Source organism: Kocuria sp. LUK, from assembly GCF_021012935.1.
Taxonomy (GTDB): domain Bacteria; phylum Actinomycetota; class Actinomycetes; order Actinomycetales; family Micrococcaceae; genus Kocuria; species Kocuria flava.
Map to the genome: position 1 here is coordinate 496,341 of NZ_JAJMZI010000002.1, position 22,101 is coordinate 518,441.

Sequence of the window (22,101 nt, forward strand, 5' to 3'; positions counted from 1 at the left end):
GGCTCAGCCCTCGGCGACGACGGCGATGACGTCCCCGGGGTTCACCATGGCCGCGTCCTCGACCGAGAAGCTCTCGAGGGTGCCGGCGACGTCCGAGTGGACCTCGGTGAACTGCTTCATGATCTCGACCATGCCGATGACCTGGCCGGCCTCGACGCGCTCGCCCTCCTGGACGTAGGGGTCCTTGTCGGGGCCGGGCTTGCGGTAGAAGACGCCCGGCAGCGGGGACTGGATCTCGGCCATGGTGGGTCCTTTCGGCGGTTCGTGCTCGTGGTGCTCGGTCGGGTGGGCGGGCCGGGTCAGCCGGCCGCGTGGGCGTCGAGGGCCTCGCGCACGGCGCGGGCCACGGCCGGGGCGCCGGGGGCGTCGGAGTGCACGCACACGGAGTCGAAGCGCACCGGCAGCTCCGTGCCGTCCACGGCGGCGATCCGCCCGGTGGTCAGGGCCCGGGTGACGCGCTCGGCGGCGGCCCGGGGGTCGGTGGCGTGCGGGGTGCGCTGGATGATCAGCCCGCCCTCGGCGTCGTAGTCCAGGTCCACGTAGAGCTCGGCCACGAAGGGGACCCCGCGCTCGGCGCAGACGGACTCGTGGGCGGTGCCGGCCAGCCCGAGCACGGCCACGCCGTGGTCGGCGGCGACCTTGGCCACCGACTCCATCAGCGCGGGGTCGCGGGCGACCATGCCGTAGAGGGAGCCGTGCGGCTTGAGGTGGTGCAGCGGTGCGCCGTGCTGGAGGAGGAACCCGGTGAGCGCCCCGACCTGGTAGCGGACCAGGGACTCGACCTCCTCCGGGGTCAGGACCATGGCCCGGCGGCCGAAGCCCCACTGGTCGGGCAGGGAGGGGTGGGCGCCGATGCGCACGCCGCGGGCCGCGGCCGCGGCGACGGTGGCGGACATGATGTCCGGGTCCCCGGCGTGGAAGCCGCAGGCCACGTTGGCGAGGTCGACCACCTCCATCAGCTCCGGGTCGTTGCCGAAGCGGTGCAGGCCGATGCCCTCGCCCATGTCCGAGTTCACGGTGGGACGGCTCGATGCTGTGGTCATGGTCACAGCGTAGGAAGCGGGCCCGCCCGGCGGAATGGGCACGGCGCCCGGTCCGGCGTAAATTCCTGTGCATGACGCACTGCCCCGCAGGAACCCCGTGGACCTGACCGACCTGCTGGCCGACCCGGTCCTGCACCTGGTGCTGCACACCCCGACCGCCACGCAGCGCCTGGCCCGGCCCGTCTCGTGGTGCGCGCCCACCGAGCTGCTGGACCCCTCGGCCTACCTCACGACCAACGCCCTGGTGCTCACCACCGGCATGGGACTGAACTTCCAGGACCTGCGGACCTGGGACGCCTACGCCGAGCGGCTGGCGCGGGTGCCGGTCTCCGGGATCGTCTTCAGCACCGGCGACGCCCACGGCGCGGTGCCCGCCGGGCTCGTCGAGGCGGCCGGGGCCCACGACGTCCCCGTGCTCGAGCTGATGGCGGACGTGCCCACCCTGCTGCTCATGCGCCACGTCGAGTCGGCGCTGGCCACCGAGCGATTCCGCACCGCCCAGCGCGCCTGGGACCTCGCCGACTCCTGCGCCCGGCTCGCCGCCGAGGGGGTGGACGTCACGGTCCTGCTCGACCACCTCGAGGACGCCGCCGGCGGTCCCGTGGCCCTGACGGACCCGGCGGGGGCGGTGCTCTTCGCCTCCCGCGGCCGGCAGGTGGGGGACGGGAGCACGACGACGGCGCGCCGTCTGCCGCTGCCCGGCGACCTCGCCGGGCAGTGCTCCCTGGTGGTCCCGGCCGCGGTCGGGCGGGACGTCGCCGGGCCGGCCGCGGCGATCGTCGCGATGCACGTCGCCCAGTCCCTGGGCGGGACGGCCGCCCCCGGGGCGGCGCAGCCGTTCGTGGACGCGCTGCTCGCCCCGGGCGCCACGGCCCGGGCCGTGGAGGAGGCCGTGGAGGCCGCCGGGCTGCACCCGGCGCGCCCGGCCGTGGCCCTGTGCCTGGACCTGGGCGAGACCGGGGCGCACGCCGGCACCCCGGCCGCCCCCGGGACCCGGCGGGTCCGGCACTTCCAGCTGTGGCGGATCCGCAGCGTCCTCGAGGCCGAGGGCCTCGCCGTCCGGCAGGCCGAGGCCGGCGGCGTGCAGGTCCTCGTGGTCCAGGGCGCGTCCGTGGCGAGGCCGGCGCGCCTGGACGCCCTGTTCGAGCGCCTCCGCGGCCTCGCCGGCGAGCACCGGATCGGGGGTGCCATGACCCCGGTGGCCGCCGTGCCGGGGGACCTGCGCACCTCCCTGCCGGTGGCCCTCGCCGAGGCCCGGGCCGGCGGGGCCATGACGCGCCCGGGCGAGCAGACGCTGCTGGAGCTCGTCGCCCGCTCCGCGCCCATCGGGGCCCGGGACCTCGCCGCCGACCTGCTCGACCGCCTCCGCCGGGAGGACCCCTCCGGGGTGCTGCTGCGCACCCTCGAGGCCGTCGTCGGGTGCGGCGGTCAGCGCGGGCCGGCCGCCGCGGCCCTGGGCGTGCACCGCAACACCCTCACCGGGCGCCTCCAGCGGATCCGGTCGATCACCGGCTGGGACCTCGCCGACGGCGAGACCCTCGCGGCGCTCGCCGTGGCCCTGCGGCTCGTGCGGGTCTAGGCCGTGTCCCCGCCGCTCGCCGCCTGAGCCGCCCGGGTCTCGGGCCCGCGGACGAAGCACGCGGCGATCACCGCGACGACCGCCACGCCGGCGCCCACGAGGAAGGCCTGCTGGATGCCCGCCGCCTGAGCGGCGGTCTCCGGGGCGCCCGCGGCGGCGGCGCCGGCCGTGCCGAGGGCCATGAGGGTGACGAACAGCGCCGTGCCGACCGCCCCGGCGAGCTGCTGGAGGGTGTTCATGATGGCGCTGCCGTGGGAGTAGAGGTGCTGGGGGAGGGACCCGAGCGCGGAGGTCATCAGCGGGGTCATGAGGAAGCCGAGCCCGAGGGTCAGGAGCATGTGCAGGAGCGTGACGGTGACCGCCCCGGTGCGCTCGTCGAAGAGGAAGGCCATGAGGAACAGCGCTGCCGCGAGCACCACGGCCCCGGGGACCGCCAGCGGGCGGGGGCCGACGCGGTCGTAGAGGCGGCCGACGAACGGGGCGACCACGCCCATGAGCACGCCCCCGGGCAGCACGGCGAGGCCGGTCTCGAGCGCGGAGAGACCGCGGACGTTCTGCAGGTAGAGCGGCAGCAGGATCAGTGCGCCGAACAGCGAGGCCATGGCGATGAGCAGGACGACCACGCCGATCGAGAACGGGCGCAGGGCGAAGGGCCGCAGGTCCAGCAGCGCCCGGTCCTCGCGCTGCAGGCGCAGCTGGCGCCGCACGAACAGGACCAGCGCCGCGGCGCCGACCGCGACCGGCAGGGCCGGGGGCAGCAGGGCGTGGCCCTCGGTGGACTCGCCGATGCTCGAGAGCCCGAAGATCAGCGCGCCGAACGCGGTCGCGGACAGCAGCACCGAGGGCAGGTCGAGCGGCAGCGGGCGCGGGGTGCCGATGTCGCGCACCAGCACGAGTCCGAGGACGAGCGCGAGCACGGCGACGGGCAGGACGGCGAGGAACACCGCCCGCCACCCGAAGGCCGAGAGGATCACCCCCGACAGGGTCGGGCCGACCGCCGGCGCCACGGAGATCACCACGGAGACGAGGCCGAACACGGTGCCCCGGCGCTGGACGGGGACGAAGGTGAGGATCGTGGTGGTCAGCAGCGGCAGGACGACCGCGGTGCCGGCCGCCTGGAGCGCCCGCGCGGCCACCAGGACCCCGAAGGCGGGGGCCACGGCCGCCAGCAGGGTGCCCGCAGTGAACAGCAGCAGCGCCCCGGCGAACACGGCCCGGCTCGCGAAGCGCTGCAGGACGAAGCCCGTCAGCGGGATGACCACGGCCATCGTGAGCATGAACACCGTGGTGAGCCACTGCGCCGTCGAGGCCGGAACGGAGAAGTCCGCCATGACGTGGGGCAGGGCGATGCTCATCACCGTCTCGTTGAGCACCATCACGAAGGCCGCCACCAGCAGGACGCCGATCATGACGGTCATCCCGCGCCTCGTCCGCCCTCCGGGCGGGGCGGTCTCGGTGGTCTCGGGGATCGCGGTCATGTCGGTTCCTCGGTCCTGCTCGTGCGTCGCTCACGTGCTGTGGCACGCAAGGAATGACAGTGTACAGCGCTCGTGTCAGTCACTGACACGAGCGGTAGGGTGGGGGCATGAATCCGACGTCATCGCTGCGCCAGGTCTCGCGCGACGCGGTCCGGGACCGGATCGCGGAGGTCGCCCTCGGCCTGTTCGCGGAGCACGGCTTCGAGCGGACCACGGTCGAGGAGATCGCCCGGGCGGTCGGGACCTCCGAGCGGACCTTCTTCCGCTACTTCGCCGCCAAGGACGAGGTCGTGCTCCTGCCCTACGAGCACGCCTACGCGCAGATGCTCACCCTGCTCGCGGAGCGCCCGCTCGAGGAGGACGTCTGGGAGACCCTCACGGTGGTCTGCGCCCACTCCGTCCGCGCGCTGCTGATGGGCCCGTTCGAGACGGGCCGGGTGCAGCGGCTGCAGCGGATCATCGGTGACAGTCCCGTGCTCCTGGCCGCCTACCTGCGCCAGTTCGACCGGCTCCAGGAGCGGCTCACCGACGCGCTGGTGCAGCGGCAGGAGCGGCGCGCCCCCGGCCGGGAGGCGGACCGGGTGGTCGCCCGCGCCCTGGTGGGCGCCTCGTTCGCCCACCTGCACGCGGTCGTCTCCGCCGCCCGGAGCGCCGAGGATGTGGCCCGCGCCGACGAGCGCTTCGTGGCGCTCATGCAGGACCTGCGCCCGCACTCGCTGCCGACCGGGAGCTGACCGGCAACAGCGCGCCGCCTACCCCGTGGCGTCGGGCGATGCCGGGGTGCGAGCGGCCAGGACCCGGCCCAGCGGGCGGCACACCGCCAGCAGGACGAGCCCGGCCACGGTGATGGTCAGGGCGAGCGCGGTGGAGTCCTGCCACCAGTCGGCGAGCCGGGCGAAGCCCGGGATCCCGGTGGTCACCACGGCATTGCCGATGGCGAGTACGCCCACGGCCGGTCCGAGGTGCGGCCGGTCCAGGGCCATGAGGGCGAAGAACGCGAGCCAGAGCACGGCCCACATCAGCCACAGCGCAGTGAAGGCGCGGTCCCCCAGACCCACCCAGGAGTGGACGGCGAAGCCGACGGCGCTGACGGCCACCACGAGCGAGAACCAGCCCAGCCCCTGGTCGGGCCAGCCGGTGATGGCGTTGATGCCCACCCACAGGTAGGTGAAGCCGAAGAAGTACAGGCCGGAGGCCAGCATGATGCGTCCGGTCTCGCCGTCGGCGGAGATGATCAGGTACGTCGGGGTGAGGACCTGCAGCGCGCCCACGAACAGGTTCAGCGGGGCCGCCGCCTTCGGCGGGATCCGCCCCAGGAGCATCACCCCGTTGACGAACAGGACCGCCCCGACGTACAGCAGGCCGACGGCAGCCACGGCTCACCGGCCCCTGCGGGCGGGACGGTGGACAGCGCTTCCGGTCATGGCAACCTCCTGGTGGTCTCGATCATGGTTCTTATCACGGGAGCCGCCGCACAGGGTTGTCCGGCAGGGGGCGGCCCGGCGAGGATGGACCTCGGTTGCGGCGCACGGGGGTCGTGCGCCGGGTGCGGAGGGGATGATCCATGCCTGTTTCCGACCGGGCCGCCGCGCCCAGGGCGATCGCCTCCGGCGGCGGTGCCCGATGAGCGGGGTGGTGCGCCACGAGGCCACCGTGGCCAGCTCCGAGGCCGTCCGCGGTCTGTTCGAGGACGTCGGGGTGCCCTTCTCCTTCGAGCCCGTCGGCGAGGACTTCGTCTACCGGCACCGCCACGACGGCGACGAGCGCCTCACCGTGGTCCAGCTGCGCCTCGAGGGCGCCTACTCGGCGTGGGGCGAGACCGAGGTCTTCTGCGCCGCGGACGTGCGGGCCGAGCGCTACGACTGGCGGACCCGCGACGAGACCGGCAGCGGCGTGCGCGGCCCGGCGCTGTTCCGCCCCGGCCACCCGGCGCTCGTCGTCGGCGCCGGGGTGGAGGTCACCAACATCAACCTGGCCCCGCGCCTGCTGCAGGAGGTCGCAGGGACGGTCTACGGCACCGAGGAGGAGCCCGTGCGCTTCCTCTCCACCGAGCCGGTGAGCGCCCGGCTGGGGACGTACTGGACGCGGCTGTCGGGGATCGCCCGCGAGGCGGTGAACTCGGGGGCGTTCGAGGCGGAGCTCGTCCGGGCGGACCTCACCCGCCACCTGGCGGTGGCCGCGCTGGAGTGCTTCCCGCTGGCGGGAGATCCGGTCCGCCGCACCCTGTCCATGGAGGCCCAGGCGCGCCGCTACCGGGTGGGCGTCGAGTTCCTCGACGCCCACGCCTCCCTGCCGGTCAGCGTGGAGGACGCCGCCCGGGCCACCGGGACCACCACACCCGCGCTCGTGCGGGCGTTCCGCGCCAACCACCCGCTGGGCCTGCACCCGCTCCAGCACCTGCGCCGGACCCGCCTCGCCGCCGCCCACGCGGACCTGGCGGCCGGCAGCCCGGCGCGGGGGGACACCGTCCGGGAGATCGCCCTGCGCTGGGGCTTCGCCCACCCGGGCCGATTCGCCGCCGCCTACCGCCGCGCCTACGGGGTCTACCCGCGCGAGACCCTCGGGCGGTAGCGCTTCCCGCCGAGACCGGCGGGCCGGACCCGCCGCGGCGGCGTCCGGCGCCGCCCGTCGTCGCCGCTCAGTCGCACCCCTGGGCGTGGCCCATCTCGGTGTGGGCCCAGCGGGCCGCGAACCGGGGGTCGCCGCTGCGGCGCACGGCCTCGGCGGTCTCCCGGTCGAGCTCGGCCCGCCACTCCTCGATGCTGAGCAGCTCCGAGGAGCGCAGCAGCGGCTGCCGGTAGATGCTCAGCGCCCGGGCGACCTCGCCGTGCTCGAGGGCGTCCCGCAGGCGCGCGACGTCGCTCGTGACCCCCGCCGGGTCGGCGAAGCGGTAGGGGCCGGTGGTGAGCACCGCCCCGAGCCGGCGGCGGACCCGGTGGATCTCGGTGCGGACGGTGCCCGGGGTGCCCTGCTCCCCGTAGAGGGCGTAGGCCATCTCCTCGGCGCTCCACCCGCGCTCGCGCAGGCTCAGCAGCGCGAGGATCTCCGCCGAGCGCGTCGGCAACGGGAGCTCGTCCCCGCCGCCCACCCGGGCCGTGGCCGGTTCGGCGAGCAGGCGCAGCTCCAGGGACGGGACCGCACCGGGGCCCGCGGGGCGGGGGCGCGCCGGGGCCTGGGCGGCGAGCAGGGTCTCCACGACGCGGGCGGCCGAGCGGACCAGGCCCCGGGTGTCCTGCGTGGCGCTGCCGCGCGGGCCCGAGAGGTCGAGCACCCCGAGCACCTCGCCGCCGTGCGGGTCGCGCACCGGCGCGGAGGTGCAGTCCCACGCGCTGTGGGCGCGGGCGAAGTGCTCGGTCCCGCGCAGCTCCTCCGCGGTCCCGCTGCGCAGCGCCTGGGCGATCGCGTTGGTGCCCACCCCGTGCTCGTCCCAGCCGGCGCCCTCCACGAAGCCGAGCCCGTCGGCCCGGCCCAGCGGCGCGCGGCCCCCGCGGCGCCACAGCACCGTGCCGTCGGGGGCCGTCAGGACCGCGACCCGGGGCTCGGACGGATCGCGGGCCACGCCGAGCAGGTCGGCGACCGTCTCGACGTGCGCCCGCAGCGGGGAGGCCGCCCGCAGCTCCTCGACCGTCCGGTCCGGGAGCACCTCGCGCGGGCCGTCCAGGTCCCGGGACAGCCCGCGGGCGGTGCACCGCTCCCAGGCCGAGCGCACCCGCTCCGGCGCCTCCGTCGATCCTCGGCTGTGCACAGCGCTCCTCCGTCCTCCGCGCCCGGTGATCGTGCCGCGGCCCCGATGCAACGCCGGGGAAACCCCCGCGGCCCCACAGTGGTGACACGCATCACACCGGACCCTATGCCACCGGGGCCCCGGCGTACACCGAGGAGGAACGATGACCCAGATCGACGAGACTGGCGTGGCGGCCGGCACGGACACCGCCCGCACCTGGCTGGCCGCCCTGCAGGACGCCCTCGCCGCCGAGGACGCGGGGGCCGCGGCCGAGCTGTTCGAGGAGGGCGGCTTCTGGCGCGACTTCCTGGCGTTCACCTGGAACCTCAAGACCCTCGAGGGCCGCGAGCAGATCCGCCGCATGCTCGCCGAGACCCTGCCCCACGTGCGGCCCGCCGGCTGGGAGGTCGAGGGGGAGCCGACGACGGCGGACGGCGTCACGGAGTGCTGGCTGCGCTTCGCGACCGCCGCAGGCGCCGGGTGGGGCCATCTGCGCCTGCGCGACGGGAAGGCGTGGACCCTGCTCACCACGCTGCAGGACCTGCGCGGGTTCGAGGAGCGGAAGGGCCCGCGCCGGGACCGCGGCGTCGTCCACGAGATCACCCGCGAGCGCACCACCTGGCTGGAGCGGCGCCGGGCCCGGGAGGAGTCCCTGGGCCGCGACGAGCAGCCGTACTGCCTCGTCGTCGGCGGCGGCCAGGGCGGGATCGGCCTCGCCGCCCGGCTGGGGCGGCTGGGCATCCCCACGATCGTGGTGGACAAGCACGAGAAGGCCGGCGACGCCTGGCGCAACCGCTACAAGTCCCTGCACCTGCACGACCCCGTCTGGTACGACCACATGCCCTACCTGCCGTTCCCGGACGACTGGCCGGTGTTCCCCGCCAAGGACAAGGTGGCCGACTGGCTGATGCACTACGCCGACATCATGGAGCTGAACTACTGGTCGAGGACGGAGTGCCGGTCGGCGCAGTGGGACGAGGCGTCCGGGACGTGGACGGTCGTCGTGGACCGCGACGGCGAGGAGCTCGTGCTGCACCCGACCCAGCTCGTCTTCGCCCTGGGCGTCTCCGGCTACCCGCGGATCCCCGACTTCCCCGGCGCCGAGACCTTCCGCGGCGCCCAGCACCACTCCTCCGCCCACGCCGGCGGCGACGACTGGGCGGGCAAGCGGGCCGTGGTCATCGGCTCCAACAACTCCGCCCACGACATCTGCGCCGACCTGTGGGAGCACGGGGCGGAGGTGACCATGGTCCAGCGCTCCTCGACCCACATCTCCCGCAGCGAGTCCCTTATGGACCTCGTCCTCAAGCCCCTCTACTCGGAGGAGGCCCTCGAGGCGGGCATCACCACGGAGCAGGCGGACATGCTCTTCGCCTCCTGGCCCTACCGGGTCCTGCCGGAGGTCCAGCGGCCGGCGTTCGACGCGATGGCCGAGCGGGACAAGGAGTTCTACGAGGCGCTCGAGGCGGCCGGCTTCGACCTCGACTTCGGCGAGGACGGCTCCGGGCTGTTCCTGAAGTACCTGCGCCGCGGCTCCGGGTACTACATCGACGTGGGCGCCTCCCAGCTGATCATCGACGGCCGGGTCCGGCTGGCCACCGGGCAGGTCGACCACCTCACGGAGGATGCGGTGGTCCTCGCCGACGGGACCGAGCTGCCGGCCGACCTCGTCGTCCACGCCACCGGCTACGGGTCCATGAACGAGTGGCTCGCCGACCTGATCTCCCCCGAGGTCGCGGACCGGGTCGGCAAGTGCTGGGGCTACGGCTCCGACACGACCCGTGACCCCGGCCCGTGGGAGGGTGAGCTGCGGAACATGTGGAAGCCCACCAACGTGGAGAACCTCTGGATCCACGGCGGGAACCTCCACCAGAGCCGGCACTACTCCAAGTACCTGGCCCTGCAGCTGAAGGCCCGCATGGAGGGCGTGCCCACCCCGGTCTACGGTCTCGAGGAGTCCCACCACCCCCGGTGAGCCCCCGCCACGGGAGCGGTGCGCCGGGACGGACCGATCGTCCCGGCGCCCCGCCCCGTCAGGTGCCCGCGGTCAGAGGGCGGCCTTCTCGAACAGGGCCGCCGTGCCGATGCCCCCGGCGGAGCTGATCATCGCCAGCAGCAGGCTGCCCTCGGGCAGCTCCCGGGCGCGGGCGAGCAGCCGCACCACCGACACCGCCCCGGAGGCGCCGTAGGCGTGGCCGAGGGCCAGGGCCCCGCCCTCGGCGTTGAGCACCTCCTCGTCGAGGCCGAGCAGGTCGGTGCAGGCCAGCACCTGTCCGGCGAAGGCCTCGTTGAACTCGGCCGCGGCCAGCGCCGCGACGGGCACGGCCTGCTCGGCGAGCAGTCGCCGGGCGGCCACGGCGGCGCCCAGGCCCAGCCGGGCCGGATCGACCCCCACCGTGGCGGCCCCGCGGAAGGCCAGCGCCGTGGCCGTGCCCAGCTCGCGGGCGGTGGCCGGGTCGGCGACGAGGACGGCGGCCGCGCCGTCGGCGTCCCCGCACGAGTTGCCGGCGGTCACGGCGCCGCCGACGGCGAAGACGGGCGGGAAGCGGGCCAGCAGCGCCGCGTCCAGGCGCGGGCGGGGGCCGTTGTCGGCGGCAACGGTCCCGCCCGGGGTGCGCACCGGCACGAGCTCGGCGGCGAACGCCCCGGCGGCCGCGGCGGCCAGCGCCCGCCGGTGGCTGCGCAGGGCGAAGGCGTCCTGGCGCTCCCGGCCGATGCCGTGCTCGCGGGCGACCGTCTCGGCAGCCTCGCCCATGTCCGGGTCGCCCAGGTGCTCCGGGGCGAACTGCGCGCGGCGGTAGAACTCGACGCCGCCGTCCTCCCGGCGCCGTCCGCGCAGGGGCGCGGTGCTGATGCTCTCGGCGCCGCCGGCGAGGAACGCCCGCCCGGCCCCGGCGCGGGCCAGGCGGCAGGCGAGCACGACCGCGTCGAGGCCGGACCCGCACTGCCGGTCCACGGTGAGGCCGGGCACGGACTGCGGCAGCCCGGCCTCGAGGGCGGCGAGCCGGGCGGGGTTGCCGCCGGCGCCCACGGCGTTGCCCACCACGATGTCCGCGACCTGCTCCGGGGCCAGGCCGGTCTCCTCGAGCAGCGCGCGCAGCACCGGGGCCAGGAGCCGGTGGACGGGCACGTGCGCGAGCGCGGTCCCCGCCCGGGTCAGCGGGGTGCGGCGGCCGAGGAGGAGCAGGGGCGCGCCGGGCTCAGCCGAGGGGACGGGCACGGGGGTCTTCCTCCAGGATGCGCTCGCGCAGGAGCCGGCGGCTGACCTTGCCGCCGGCCGTCAGGGGCAGCTCGGTGAGCCGGACGTAGCGGTGGGGGAGCTTCGCCGGGGCCAGCCGCCCGGCGAGCCCGGCGTGCAGGCGGGTGCGGTCGAGGCGGGCCCCGTCGTCGTCGGGGGCGGGCAGGATCCCGGCGACCACGCGCTGGCCCCGGGCGCCGTCGGGGAGGCCGACGACGACGGCGGCGGCGACCCCCGGCACGGCCGTCAGGGCGGCCTCGACCTCGTGCGGGTAGACGTTGTGCCCGCCGGTGACGATCATCTCCGCGGCCCGGCCGAGCACGTGCAGCCGGCCGCCGCGGAGGAACCCTCGGTCGCCCACGGTGGTCGTCCCGCCGAGGCGGGCCAGGGCCAGGCCGTCGTCGCCCCACAGGTAGCCGTCGCAGACGAACGGGGAGCGGACGCCGATCGTGCCGGGCCGGCCCTCGGGCACGGGCCGGCCGGTGTCGTCGAGCACGGCGAGCTCGACGCCGGGGAAGGCCGCGCCCACGCTCGTGTCCCCGGGCTCGAGGGGCTCGCCGGGGTCGTGGCGGCGGGCGGCGACGAAGCCGAGCTCGGCGGCGCCGTAGTACTCCCAGATCACGGCGTCCGGGGCCCACCGGCGGGCCGCGGCGAGGGTGGCGGGGTCCAGGGGCTGGCCGGCGCACACGATCGCGGTGAGCCCGCGGGCGCCGGCGCCCACGGCGAGGCCGCGCTCGGCGAGCACCCGCAGCATCGTGGGCACGACGACCAGGCGGGTCGTCCCGCCGCCGGCGACCAGGGCGTGGGCGGCGGCGACGTCGAAGCGCGGCAGCGTGGTGAAGGCGGCCCCGGCCCACAGGCACTCGGAGAGCGCGTAGAGGTTCAGGCTCGTGCTCAGCGGCCCCGGGGCCAGCACCCGCTCGCCCGGACCGAGCTCGAAGCACGCGGCCGAGGCCTCGAAGGAGCGCTGCCAGGAGCCGCGGCTGCGGGCGAAGCCCTTGGGCGTCGAGGTGGTGCCCGAGGTCAGCCCGAGCAGGAAGGTCGAGGCGGGGTCGCCGTCGCGCAGCCGGGCCGGGGCGGGGGCGGCGGGCAGCAGCGGCGCGCACCGGCGCAGCACCGCCGCGGCCTGCTCGGGCGGCCAGGACGGGTCGAGGACCGCGCACGCCCGCTCCTCGGCGACCCCGGCGGCCCAGCGGACGGCGAGGTCCGTGCCGTTGGGCCGCCGCAGGATCCCCGTGGGCTCCCCGGAGGCGGCCAGTGCTGCGGCGGCGTCCCGCAGCCCGGCCCAGGTCAGGGCATCGCCGGCGCAGGCGACGGCGGTCTCCCCGGGGCGCTCGGCGGCCCAGCGGGCCAGCCGGTCGAGGAAGGGCACGGGCTACCGGGCGGCGGCGGGCACGCCGCCCAGCAGGCGCCGGTAGCTGCGGTGGACGCTGACCGCCACCAGGCTGGCCACGACCGCCTTGAGCAGGTCGCCCGGGACGAACACGAGCGAGCCCAGTGCGGAGGTGGGCAGCGGCAGGCCGGTGACCACGCTGGTCCACGGGACGCCGAACGCGTAGATGACGAGGATCCCGCCGAGGACCGTGCTCAGCAGCATCGCGAGGAACCGGGCGGTGGCCCCGGTGCGCCGCAGCGCCCAGTGCTGCACGAGCAGGCCGGTGACCAGCGCCGCCGGGATCCAGCCGACCAGGTAGCCGCCGGTCGGGCCGAGGAACACCCCGAGCCCGCCGCGCCCGCCCGCCAGCAGGGGCAGCCCGGCGAGGACGAGGACCTGGAGGACGACGACGGAGAGCATCCCCCGCCACGGCCCGAGCAGGGCGCCCGCGAGCATGACGCCGAGGGTCTGGAGGGTGATCGGCACCGGGACGATCCCGACCGTGATCGGCGGGACGAGCCCGAGGGCGGCGATGAGGGCGGCGAAGACCGCGACGAGCACGGTGTTCTGGGTGGTCTGCGGGTTCTGGGCGGCCATGGCGTCCTTCGGGGCGGGTGGGGAACGGGCGGAGAGGGGTGCGATCGGGTCCCGCGGCGGGTGGCGGGCTCAGCCGGGAGGCGGGGCGGGCGCCGTCGTCGTGGACCGCGGTGCGCGCCCGGGGGCGGGCGCGGAGTCGAAGCAGCGGGCGTCGAGGGCGTCGGAGATCTCCTGGGCGGACTCGAGGGTGCGCACGATCAGGGGCACGAGCACGGCCACCGGGCTGTTGTGCAGGCCCCGGGCGAACTGGGCCTCGCGGACCTCGAGGTACTTCGCGCGGATCTCGGGGATGAACCGGATCGTCATCGACAGCGCCAGGCTCGTCTGGGCCGGGTTGAGCCCGAGGTGGCGGGTGGGGCGCAGCACGCGCTCGAACAGGGCGAGCATCTCGCTGAAGGAGGTGCTCAGGCTGACCGCGTAGGCGAACAGGCACAGGCTCAGCAGCCGCAGCCCCGACACGGCCGCCGCGACCCACCCCGTGGTCAGCCCCAGGGTGAGCACGACGATCCCGACGATCAGGACCAGTCCCGCCAGCAGCCGCGCGAGGCGGGGGAGCGGGGTGCGGGTCAGCACCGCCGCCGTGACGGCCAGGACGAACACCGCGGAGAGCACCAGCAGGTCCGCCACGGCGTAGATGCCGAGGCTGGCGAGGAAGAGGAAGCCGAACTTCGGCCCGGCCGGGATCCGGGCCAGCACGCCGGCGGGGACGCCGCCGTGGGTGCGGGCCGCGCGGTGGCCGGGGCGCGGGGGCGCGCCCATCAGTCGCTGATCCCGCAGTAGAACGCGAGGGCCTCGTCCGGGGCGCCGTCGAAGGCGATGCGGCCCTCGTGGACCACCAGCACCCGCTCGTAGCCGCCGACCAGGTCGAGGTCGTGGGTCACCACGACCGCGCGCTGGTCGAGCTCGTCGATGACGCGCTGCAGGCGGCGGCGGTTGCGGCGGTCGAGCATGGTGGTCGGCTCGTCGAAGACGATCGTGGACGGCTCCATCACCAGCACGGAGGCCAGCGCGACCAGCTGCTTCTCCCCGCCGGAGAGGGCATAGGACTCCCGCTCCCGCAGGTGGGCGATGCCCAGGCGCTCGAGCGCGGCGTCCACCCGGGCCGTGAGCTCGGGCCCGCGCAGGCCCAGGTTCTTCGCCCCGAACGCGAGGTCCTCGCCGACCTGCGGCATCACGATCTGGTTCTCCGGGTTCTGGAACACGAAGCCCACCTCCCGCCGGACCCGCTTGGCGTCCTCGGCGGTGGAGACCCCGCCCACCCGGACCTCACCGGTGGTGGGCAGCAGCAGGCCGTTGAACAGGCGCACCAGCGTGGACTTGCCCGAGCCGTTGAGCCCGAGCACGGCCACCCGCCGCTCCTCGACCACCAGGTCGATCTCCCGCAGGACGACGACGTCCTCGCGGGTCACCGACACCCCGGTCAGCTCGATGCCGGAGCCGCCGGCGCGGGGGCTGTCCGCGGGGGTGGTCCCCGAGGCCGCGGGCTGCCCGCGGTGGGACGGGCGCCGCAGCGCATGACGGAGCGACACGTGCGGTTCCTCCCTCCCCGGCCCGATCGCGCCCGGGCCGGCTCAGCGCTGTCCGGACGGGTCCGGCTCGAAGTACAGGTGGGCGTGCAGCCGGCACCCCGGGTTGAAGCCCGCCCCGCACCGGGGGCAGGCCTCCACGGCCAGGTACTGCCGGACGGAGAGCTCCGCGCGGCACACCCCGCACAGCACGGCCGCGGTGTCCTGCTCGGCGACCGGCCACTGCGCGGCCGGGTGACCGGCGCTCTCCTCGTGACACCGATGACAAGGGTAGTACGCCCCGCAGCACCGGAACCTGATCGCGATCACGTCCAGGGGCGTGCGGTAGTGGACGCACCGCGTCTGGTCGTCGACCGTGGGGCCCAGCACCTCCGGCACGTCGTTCTCCTTCCCCGGCTCGGGCCGTGCACCCGATCCGTCCTGCCGCGGACCATTGTCCCGGATCCTCCAGCGCTGCCCCGGAGGCCCGGTTCGGACCGCGGACTCAGGGCTGCTGTGCGGGGCACCGGCTGCGAGGTCCACTGAGTGGACGAGGGGTCTTCCGCCGCCCCGTCGTCGTCGGGTAGGCATGGCGGCATGCACACCGACGCCGCGCCGCACGGGGCGCCCACCCAGGACCTCGCCGCGAAGATCCCGCCCGCCGACGAGGTCGCCGGGGTCTTCGGCCTCTCCGCCGCGGAGCAGGAGATCTGGGCGCGGGCCCGGCCCCACCTGGACGTGCGCAACAACGACGCCCACAGCCTCTACGCCTGGGGCATCGCCCGCCAGCTGCTGCCGCTCGTGCCCGGGGTGGACCCGGACGTCGTGCTGCCGGCGATCCTGCTGCACGACACCGGCTGGTCCTGCGTGCCGCGCGAGCTCGTGCTCTCGGCGATCGCCCCCGGCGGCGGACGCCCCGATCTCGTGCGCACCCACGAGATCGAGGGCGCCCGGATCGCCCGGGAGATCCTCGAGGACGTGGGCCACCCGCCCGCGCTGATCGAGCGGATCACCGCGATCGTCGACGGCCACGACTCCCGCCGCGAGGCGCTCTCCGCCGACGACGCCGTGGTCAAGGACGCCGACAAGATCTGGCGGCTCACCCCGCACGGGATCACCACGGTCATGGGCTGGTTCGGGCTGACCCGCGAGCAGGCCCACCGGCTGTGCGGCTACCGTGTCCACGACCACCTGTTCACCGAGCCGGGGCGGGTCATGGCCGCGGGCTTCGCGGCCGTCGCCTCGGTCGACGACGCACCGGAGCGCCTGGCCCTGGGCTGAGGCGCCCCGCCCCGAGGAGGCGCGCATGGCCGGCCGGTCCAACGAGCCCGGGCGCTCGGTCGTGTCCAAGGCCCTGGCCGTGCTGGCCGCCTTCGAGAACGACCGCCGGGCGCTGAGCCAGGCCGAGATCGTGGAGCTCACCGGCCTGCCGCAGTCCACCGTGCACCGGCTGCTGGCCGAGCTCGTGGAGTGGGGCGCGCTCGGGCGCGACGCCCACGGCCGCTACCAGGTCGGGATGCGGCTGTGGGAGCTGGGCCAGAACGCGGGCCGGCAGCTGCGGGAGATCGCCCGGCCCTTCGTGCTGGACCTGTACTCCCTCACCCGCGAGACCGCGCAGATCGCCGTGCGCGACGGCACCGACGCCCTCTACATCGACCGCGCCTACAGCTCCAAGCGGGTGCCGCGGGCCTCCCGGGTGGGCGGGCGCCTGCCCCTGCACGCCACCGCCGTCGGGAAGGTGCTGCTGGCCTTCGAGGAGCCGTGGGTGCGCGAGGCCTACCTGCAGCAGGATCTCGCGGCGGTCACCCCGCACACCCACGTGGCCCCGCAGCGGCTGGCCGAGGAGCTCGCGGCCGTGCGGGAGCAGGGCTGGGCCTCGACCGCCGAGGAGGTCCGGCTCGGGGCCTGCTCGATCGCGGTGCCCGTGCCCCACCGGGAGAGGCGCATCGGGGCCGCCCTGGGGCTCGTGATGGCCTCCAACCAGGCGGCCGGGATGACCCGCCACCTGCCCACGCTGCGGGGCGTGGCCCAGCAGATCGAGGCCGCCACCGCCCACGTGCCGCTGAGCACGATCCGCCGCGCGGTCGACCCCCGCTCCGGGACCCGCCCCTGAGCGGGAGCGACGCCCCGCTGCGCGCCCCCGCCGGAACGTCCCATCCACTCAGTGGATGCCCCGGGTTGGTGTGACCGCGCTCACTGCCCATGCTGGTGGTCAACCGCACGATCCGTTCCGAAGGAGCAGCGATGACCACCGCGCAGGACCAGACGCCCACCGCCGCCGGCGGCTGCCCCGTGGCCCACCACGGCTACGAGCCGTTCCAGCAGGACGACCCCTTCCCGGCCTACCGCGAGCTGCGCGCCGAGGAGCCGGTGATGTACGACGAGCGCATCGACTGCTGGGTCGTCACCCGCTACGAGGACGTCAAGGCCGTCTTCGGCGACTGGGAGACCTTCAGCTCCGAGAACGCCCAGGCCCCGGTGCGCGAGCGCGGCCCCGAGGCGAAGCGGATCATGGAGGAGGGCGGGTTCACCGCCTACTCCGGGCTCTCCGCCCGGGTGCCGCCGGAGCACACCCGCATCCGCGGCATCGTGCAGAAGGCCTTCACCCCGCGCCGGTACAAGAAGCTCGAGCCGTTCATCCGCGAGAACGTGGTCCGGCTCCTCGAGCGGATGCTCGAGCGCGAGGACCGCACCGGAGACCTCGTGCGCGACCTCGCCTACGACGTCCCCACGATCACGATCCTCACCCTCTTCGGGGAGGACGTGGACCAGGTCGAGACCTTCAAGCGCTGGTCCGACTCCCGCGGGGCCATGACCTGGGGCGACCTCTCCGACGAGGAGCAGGTCCCGCACGCCCACAACCTCGTGGAGTACTGGCAGAAGTGCCTGTCCCTCGTGGAGAAGGCCCACCGGGAGGGCGGGGACAACCTCGTGGCCGACCTCGTGAAGGCCCAGGAGGAGGGCGCCGAGATCACCGACCACGAGATCGCCTCCGTGTGCTACAGCCTCCTGTTCGCCGGCCACGAGACGACGACGACGCTGATCTCCAACACCCTGCGCATGCTGCTCGCCCACCCCGAGCAGTGGCGCACGCTCCAGGAGGACCCCAAGCGGATCCCCGGGGCCGTGGAGGAGGTCCTGCGCTACAGCCCCTCGATCGTGGCCTGGCGGCGCAAGGCCCTGCGCGAGGCCGAGGTCGGCGGCGTGACCGTGCCCGAGGGTGCGCAGCTGCTGCTCGTGATGGGCTCCGCCAACCGGGACGAGGCCGTGTTCGAGAACGGGGAGGAGTTCGACGTCGAGCGCCCCAACTCCCGCGAGCACCTCGCCTTCGGCTACGGCATCCACTACTGCCTCGGGAACATGCTCGCCAAGCTCCAGACCCGCATCACGGTCGAGGAGACCCTCCGGGTCGCGCCCCACCTGCGGCTGACCGACCCCGACGCCATCACCTTCGGCCAGAACCTGTCCTTCCGAGCGCCCGTCGCGGTGCCCGTCACCTGGGAGTCCTGAACCGTGCAGAACACGCGATACATCGAATTCTTCGACGGCGGCGCCGAGCCGCAGCTCGAGCGCCTGGGCGGCAAGTGCGCCTCGCTCGTGTCCATGACCGCGGCCGGCATGCCGGTGCCCCCGGGCTTCGCCGTCACCACCGACCTCTACGACGCGTTCCTCGAGGACGCCGGCATCAAGGACGACATCCGCAAGCTGCTCTCCGGCATCGACCACGAGGACGTCGCCCACGTCGAGGAGGTCTCCGCCCGCATCCGCGAGGAGATCTGCTCCCGGCCCGTGCCCGAGGCGCTGCGGCAGCAGACCATCGACGCCTACGAGGCGCTGCAGGCCCGCTTCGAGCGGCCCGCGCCGCTGGCCGTGCGCTCCTCCGCGACCGCCGAGGACCTGCCCGAGGCCTCCTTCGCCGGCGCCGCGGACACCTTCCTGTGGCTGACCGACCGCCGGTCCGTGCTCGAGCACATCCGCAAGTGCTGGGCCTCCCTCTACACCGCCCGGGCGATCCTCTACCGGCTGCGCAACGGCATCCCCGAGGAGGGGCTGTCCATGGCCGTGGCCGTGCAGAAGATGGTCAACGCCGAGACCGCCGGCGTGGCCATGACCCTCGACCCGGCCACGGGCGACCGCTCCAAGATCACCGTCGACGCCTCCTGGGGCGTGGGGGAGATGGTCGTCTCCGGGCAGGTCACCCCCGACAACGTCCAGCTCGACAAGGTCACCCTCTGCGTCGTCGCCGAGCACATCGGGGACAAGCACGCCGAGCTCGTGCCCGACCCCGCGTCCGGGACCCTGCGCGAGGTCGAGGTCGACGCCGAGCGCCGCGCCCGCCGCTGCGTCACCGACGAGCAGCTGCGCCAGGTCGCGGAGATCGCCAAGCGCGCCGAGCGGCACTACGGCTGCCCCCAGGACATCGAGTGGGCCTTCGACCGCGACCTGCCCGCCGGGGAGAACCTGCTGCTGCTGCAGTCCCGCCCCGAGACCGTCCACTCCACCCGGGAGCCGGCGACCGCTCCGCCGGCGGACACCGGCACCCTCGGCGTCGTCGCCGAGCGGGTGGGCGCCGGGGACGGCGCCGCGGTGAAGTCCTTCCCCAGCCCCTTCTCCGTCGAGACCCCGGCCGGGGCCGAGGGCTGGGAGCAGCTCTACCCCTACTACCTCGTCTTCCAGGAGGCCCTGAAGGACCAGGACGGCCAGGAGTTCTGGTTCCAGAACTCCCAGCAGTGGCCCGTGGTGCTCAAGCCCTTCGAGACCATCGGCTGCGAGTTCGCGATCCGCCAGCTCGGCGAGTACAACTCCCGCCACCTGCTGATCCCCACCGCCAACGGCATCGACTACCGCATCCACCAGGGCTACCTCTACATGAGCCCCATCGCGGTGCCCGAGGAGGAGGTCGCCGAGCGCGTGGCCCACTTCGAGGAGCGCGCGGGCCACTACTACCGCAACTGGGAGTCCCTGCTCGAGCAGTGGTACGACAAGGTCAAGGGCACCATCCGGGAGATGGAGCAGCTGGAGTTCCGGCCCCTGCCCGGGATCGTCCCGCTCGAGGACATCACCTCCGGGAAGGGCAAGGACGGCTCGGAGGAGCTGTTCCGCACCTACGACCGGCTGATCGACCTCGCCTACCAGAACTGGCAGTACCACTTCGAGTTCCTCAACCTCGGCTACATCGCCTACCTGGACTTCTTCGGCTTCTGCAAGGAGGTCTTCCCGAACATCCCCGACCAGAACGTCGCCACCATGGTCCAGGGCGAGGACATGGAGCTGTTCCGCCCCGACGACGAGCTCAAGAAGCTCGCCCTGCTGGCCCTGGAGCTGGGGCTCGAGGAGCTCTTCGACCGGCCGGAGGACGCCGAGGGCACGCTCGCGCGCATCGGCGCCGCCCCGGGCGGGCAGAGGTGGCTGGCCCAGCTCGAGGAGTCCGAGGACCCCTGGTTCAACTTCACCACCGGCAACGGTTTCTACGGCCACGACCGGTACTGGATCGACCACCTGGACATCCCGCTGACCTTCATCGCGGACTACATCCGCCGGGCCCAGGACGGCGTGCAGCTGATCCGGCCCACGGAGGAGCTCGTGGCCGAGCGCGAGCGGATCGTCCGCGAGTACCGCGACCTGCTCGCCCCCGAGCAGCAGGCGGCCTTCGACGAGAAGATCGGCCTCGCCCGCACCGCGTACCCCTACGTCGAGAACCACAACTTCTACATCGAGCACTGGACGATGGGCACGTTCTGGCGGAAGGTGCGCGAGCTCTCGGCCCTGTTCGTCGACGCCGGGTTCTGGCAGGACCCCGCCGACATCCTCTACCTCAGCCGGGAGGAGGTCCGCGCGGCCCTGTTCGACCTCGTCAACGCCTGGGGCATCGGCGCCAAGCAGCCGATCGGCCCCGCCTACTGGGGCGCGGAGATCCCGCGCCGGGCCGGCATCGTCGACGCCCTCAAGGCCCACCGGGCCGCCCCGGCCTTCAACACCCCGCCGGAGTTCATCACCGAGCCGTTCACCACGATGCTCTACGGCATCACCACCGACCAGGTCGCCCAGTGGCTGGGCCAGGACGAGCAGCCCGAGGGCGTGTTCACCGGCATGGCCGCCTCCCCGGGCGTGGTCGAGGGGATCGCCCGCGTGGTCACCTCCGCCGACGAGCTCGGCTCCCTGCGCGACGGCGAGATCCTCGTGGCGCCCAACACCGCCCCCTCCTGGGGTCCGGTGTTCGGCAAGATCACGGCCACCGTCACCGACATCGGCGGGATGATGTCCCACGCCGCGATCGTCTGCCGCGAGTACGGGCTGCCCGCCGTCACCGGCGCCGGCTCCGCGTCCCTGGAGATCCGCACCGGCCAGCGGCTGCGCGTGGACGGCACCAAGGGCGTCGTGACGGTCCTCGACGACGACGCCGCCGGCGCGGGCACCCCCGCCGCGGAGCCCGTCCTGGAGGGGGCCTCGTGAGCGCCGCCCGCACCGTGGTCGTCACGGGCGGGGCCGGCGGGCTCGGGCGGGCCTTCGCCCTGGGCTTCGCCGGCCGCGGGGACGACGTCGTCGTCGCCGACGTCAACGCCGAGGGCGCCGCCGAGACCGCGGCCCTGGTCGAGGCCGAGGGCCGCCGCGCCCTGGCCCTGACCGTGGACGTCACCTCCCCGGGGTCCACCGAGGCCATGGCCCGGGAGGCCGCGGACTTCGGCGGCGGACGGATCGACGTGCTCGTCAACAACGCGGCCGTCTACGCCGGCGTCACGCGCTCGCCCCTGGAGGAGATCGACCCGGCCGAGTGGGACCTCGTGATGGGGGTCAACCTCAAGGGCCCGTGGCTGTGCGCCCGCGCCTGCAGCCCCTACCTGGGGGAGGGCTCCAAGATCGTCAACCTCTCCTCGGCCACCGTCTACAGCGGCTCCGAGCACTGGCTGCACTACGTGGCCTCCAAGTCCGGGGTGATCGGCCTGACCCGCGTCATGGCCAAGGAGCTCGGGCGGCGGGGGATCACCGTCAACGCCGTCGCCCCCGGCTTCACCCTCACCGAGGCCAGCTACGGGCTGATGCCCGACGCCGCGACCTACGGCGTGGACCGCGGCGCGCTCAAGCGCGCCAGCGAGCCCCGGGACATCGTCGGCGCGGCCCTGTTCCTCGCCGGCCCCGACAGCGACTACGTCACCGGACAGACCCTCGTGGTCGACGGCGGCCGACAGTTCATCTGACCACCGCGCCGGCCCGAGCCGGCGCCGACCGAGAAGGACGGACCATGCCCACTGTCACCTTCACCGACGCCCAGGGCGAGCAGCGCACCGTCGAGGCCGCCGCCGGGGACTCCGTCATGGAGACCGCCGTGCGCAACGGCGTGCCCGGCATCGTCGCCGAGTGCGGCGGCTCCCTCTCCTGCGCCACCTGCCACGTCTTCGTCGCCGAGGAGGACCTCGGCGAGCTCCCGGAGATGGAGGAGATGGAGGACGAGATGCTCTACGGCACCTCCGAGGAGCGCCAGGAGAACTCCCGCCTGTCCTGCCAGCTGCGCCTGGCCGAGGACACCGACCTGCACGTCACGACCCCCGAGACCCAGGTGTGAC

The 22,101-nt window shown here is 74.7% G+C and carries 21 protein-coding genes; 10 read left to right on the forward strand and 11 right to left on the reverse strand.

The window, feature by feature from the left end; translation table 11 throughout:
• Positions 1-3: 3 nt before the first annotated feature.
• A complete protein-coding gene (locus LQU92_RS05020; protein WP_230778110.1) occupies positions 4-243 on the reverse strand; it encodes an acetyl-CoA carboxylase in 240 nt (79 codons plus the stop codon).
• A 56-nt stretch (positions 244-299) separates the two neighbouring features.
• Positions 300-1,043: a 5-oxoprolinase subunit PxpA gene (locus tag LQU92_RS05025; RefSeq protein ID WP_230778113.1), complete on the reverse strand. Its 744-nt coding sequence runs from the start codon at positions 1,041-1,043 to the stop codon at positions 300-302.
• Positions 1,044-1,140: 97 nt separating this feature from the next.
• Between LQU92_RS05025 and LQU92_RS05030 the strand changes: the two genes are divergently transcribed.
• Positions 1,141-2,622, forward strand: a complete 1,482-nt coding sequence (locus LQU92_RS05030) for a PucR family transcriptional regulator (protein WP_230778116.1) — start codon at positions 1,141-1,143, stop codon at positions 2,620-2,622.
• Here LQU92_RS05030 and LQU92_RS05035 read toward each other — a convergent pair.
• The gene (locus LQU92_RS05035) at positions 2,619-4,100 is read right to left on the reverse strand and encodes an MDR family MFS transporter (protein WP_230778119.1); all 1,482 of its coding nucleotides are present in this window, start codon (positions 4,098-4,100) and stop codon (positions 2,619-2,621) included. The genes LQU92_RS05030 and LQU92_RS05035 overlap by 4 nt on opposite strands.
• A gap of 107 nt (positions 4,101-4,207) precedes the next feature.
• On the opposite strand from LQU92_RS05035, the gene LQU92_RS05040 reads away from it, so the two are divergent.
• Positions 4,208-4,834: a TetR family transcriptional regulator gene (locus LQU92_RS05040; RefSeq protein ID WP_230778136.1), complete on the forward strand. Its 627-nt coding sequence runs from the start codon at positions 4,208-4,210 to the stop codon at positions 4,832-4,834.
• A gap of 18 nt (positions 4,835-4,852) precedes the next feature.
• On the opposite strand, the gene LQU92_RS05045 is transcribed toward LQU92_RS05040, so the two are convergent.
• Positions 4,853-5,476, reverse strand: a complete 624-nt coding sequence (locus LQU92_RS05045; protein ID WP_230778139.1) for an AmiS/UreI family transporter — start codon at positions 5,474-5,476, stop codon at positions 4,853-4,855.
• A 277-nt stretch (positions 5,477-5,753) separates the two neighbouring features.
• On the opposite strand from LQU92_RS05045, the gene LQU92_RS15225 reads away from it, so the two are divergent.
• Positions 5,754-6,671 (forward strand): helix-turn-helix domain-containing protein, encoded by a 918-nt coding sequence (locus LQU92_RS15225; RefSeq protein ID WP_308071581.1) that lies wholly within the window; start codon positions 5,754-5,756, stop codon positions 6,669-6,671.
• A 67-nt stretch (positions 6,672-6,738) separates the two neighbouring features.
• On the opposite strand, the gene LQU92_RS05055 is transcribed toward LQU92_RS15225, so the two are convergent.
• Entirely contained in the window at positions 6,739-7,845 is a 1,107-nt protein-coding gene (locus LQU92_RS05055; RefSeq protein WP_230778142.1) for a GAF domain-containing protein, read from the reverse strand.
• Between the two features lie 142 nt (positions 7,846-7,987).
• On the opposite strand from LQU92_RS05055, the gene LQU92_RS05060 reads away from it, so the two are divergent.
• Positions 7,988-9,799, forward strand: a complete 1,812-nt coding sequence (locus LQU92_RS05060; RefSeq protein WP_230778145.1) for an NAD(P)/FAD-dependent oxidoreductase — start codon at positions 7,988-7,990, stop codon at positions 9,797-9,799.
• A 72-nt stretch (positions 9,800-9,871) separates the two neighbouring features.
• Here LQU92_RS05060 and LQU92_RS05065 read toward each other — a convergent pair whose 3' ends face one another.
• The 6 genes from LQU92_RS05065 to LQU92_RS05090 all read right to left on the reverse strand — a co-directional run bounded on the left by LQU92_RS05065 (position 9,872) and on the right by LQU92_RS05090 (position 14,938).
• Complete coding sequence (locus LQU92_RS05065; RefSeq protein WP_230778147.1) at positions 9,872-11,044, reverse strand: thiolase family protein; 1,173 nt, start codon at positions 11,042-11,044, stop codon at positions 9,872-9,874.
• Positions 11,025-12,434 (reverse strand): class I adenylate-forming enzyme family protein, encoded by a 1,410-nt coding sequence (locus tag LQU92_RS05070; protein ID WP_230778151.1) that lies wholly within the window; start codon positions 12,432-12,434, stop codon positions 11,025-11,027. Before LQU92_RS05070 ends, LQU92_RS05065 begins: the two co-directional genes overlap by 20 nt.
• 3 nt (positions 12,435-12,437) lie before the next feature.
• Positions 12,438-13,034, reverse strand: a complete 597-nt coding sequence (locus LQU92_RS05075) for a biotin transporter BioY (RefSeq protein WP_230778162.1) — start codon at positions 13,032-13,034, stop codon at positions 12,438-12,440.
• Positions 13,035-13,103: 69 nt separating this feature from the next.
• A complete protein-coding gene (locus LQU92_RS05080) occupies positions 13,104-13,793 on the reverse strand; it encodes an energy-coupling factor transporter transmembrane protein EcfT (protein WP_230778166.1) in 690 nt (229 codons plus the stop codon).
• Positions 13,793-14,563, reverse strand: coding sequence for an energy-coupling factor ABC transporter ATP-binding protein (locus LQU92_RS05085; RefSeq protein ID WP_230778169.1), 771 nt, complete (start codon positions 14,561-14,563; stop codon positions 13,793-13,795). Before LQU92_RS05085 ends, LQU92_RS05080 begins: the two co-directional genes overlap by 1 nt.
• Before the next feature lie 42 nt (positions 14,564-14,605).
• Entirely contained in the window at positions 14,606-14,938 is a 333-nt protein-coding gene (locus LQU92_RS05090) for a CHY zinc finger protein (RefSeq protein ID WP_308071582.1), read from the reverse strand.
• 198 nt (positions 14,939-15,136) lie between these two features.
• On the opposite strand from LQU92_RS05090, the gene LQU92_RS05095 reads away from it, so the two are divergent.
• From LQU92_RS05095 to LQU92_RS05120, 6 genes are all read left to right on the forward strand, one after another.
• Entirely contained in the window at positions 15,137-15,820 is a 684-nt protein-coding gene (locus LQU92_RS05095) for an HD domain-containing protein (protein WP_230778172.1), read from the forward strand.
• Between the two features lie 25 nt (positions 15,821-15,845).
• Positions 15,846-16,652 (forward strand): IclR family transcriptional regulator, encoded by an 807-nt coding sequence (locus tag LQU92_RS05100; RefSeq protein WP_230778175.1) that lies wholly within the window; start codon positions 15,846-15,848, stop codon positions 16,650-16,652.
• Between the two features lie 131 nt (positions 16,653-16,783).
• Positions 16,784-18,049, forward strand: coding sequence for a cytochrome P450 (locus LQU92_RS05105; protein ID WP_230778178.1), 1,266 nt, complete (start codon positions 16,784-16,786; stop codon positions 18,047-18,049).
• A gap of 3 nt (positions 18,050-18,052) precedes the next feature.
• Positions 18,053-20,992, forward strand: a complete 2,940-nt coding sequence (locus tag LQU92_RS05110) for a PEP/pyruvate-binding domain-containing protein (RefSeq protein ID WP_230778180.1) — start codon at positions 18,053-18,055, stop codon at positions 20,990-20,992.
• Positions 20,989-21,735 (forward strand): SDR family NAD(P)-dependent oxidoreductase, encoded by a 747-nt coding sequence (locus LQU92_RS05115; protein ID WP_230778183.1) that lies wholly within the window; start codon positions 20,989-20,991, stop codon positions 21,733-21,735. The genes LQU92_RS05110 and LQU92_RS05115 overlap by 4 nt, the downstream gene beginning before the upstream one ends.
• Before the next feature lie 44 nt (positions 21,736-21,779).
• Positions 21,780-22,100 (forward strand): 2Fe-2S iron-sulfur cluster-binding protein, encoded by a 321-nt coding sequence (locus LQU92_RS05120; RefSeq protein WP_230778187.1) that lies wholly within the window; start codon positions 21,780-21,782, stop codon positions 22,098-22,100.
• The last annotated feature ends 1 nt before the right edge of the window (position 22,101 follow it).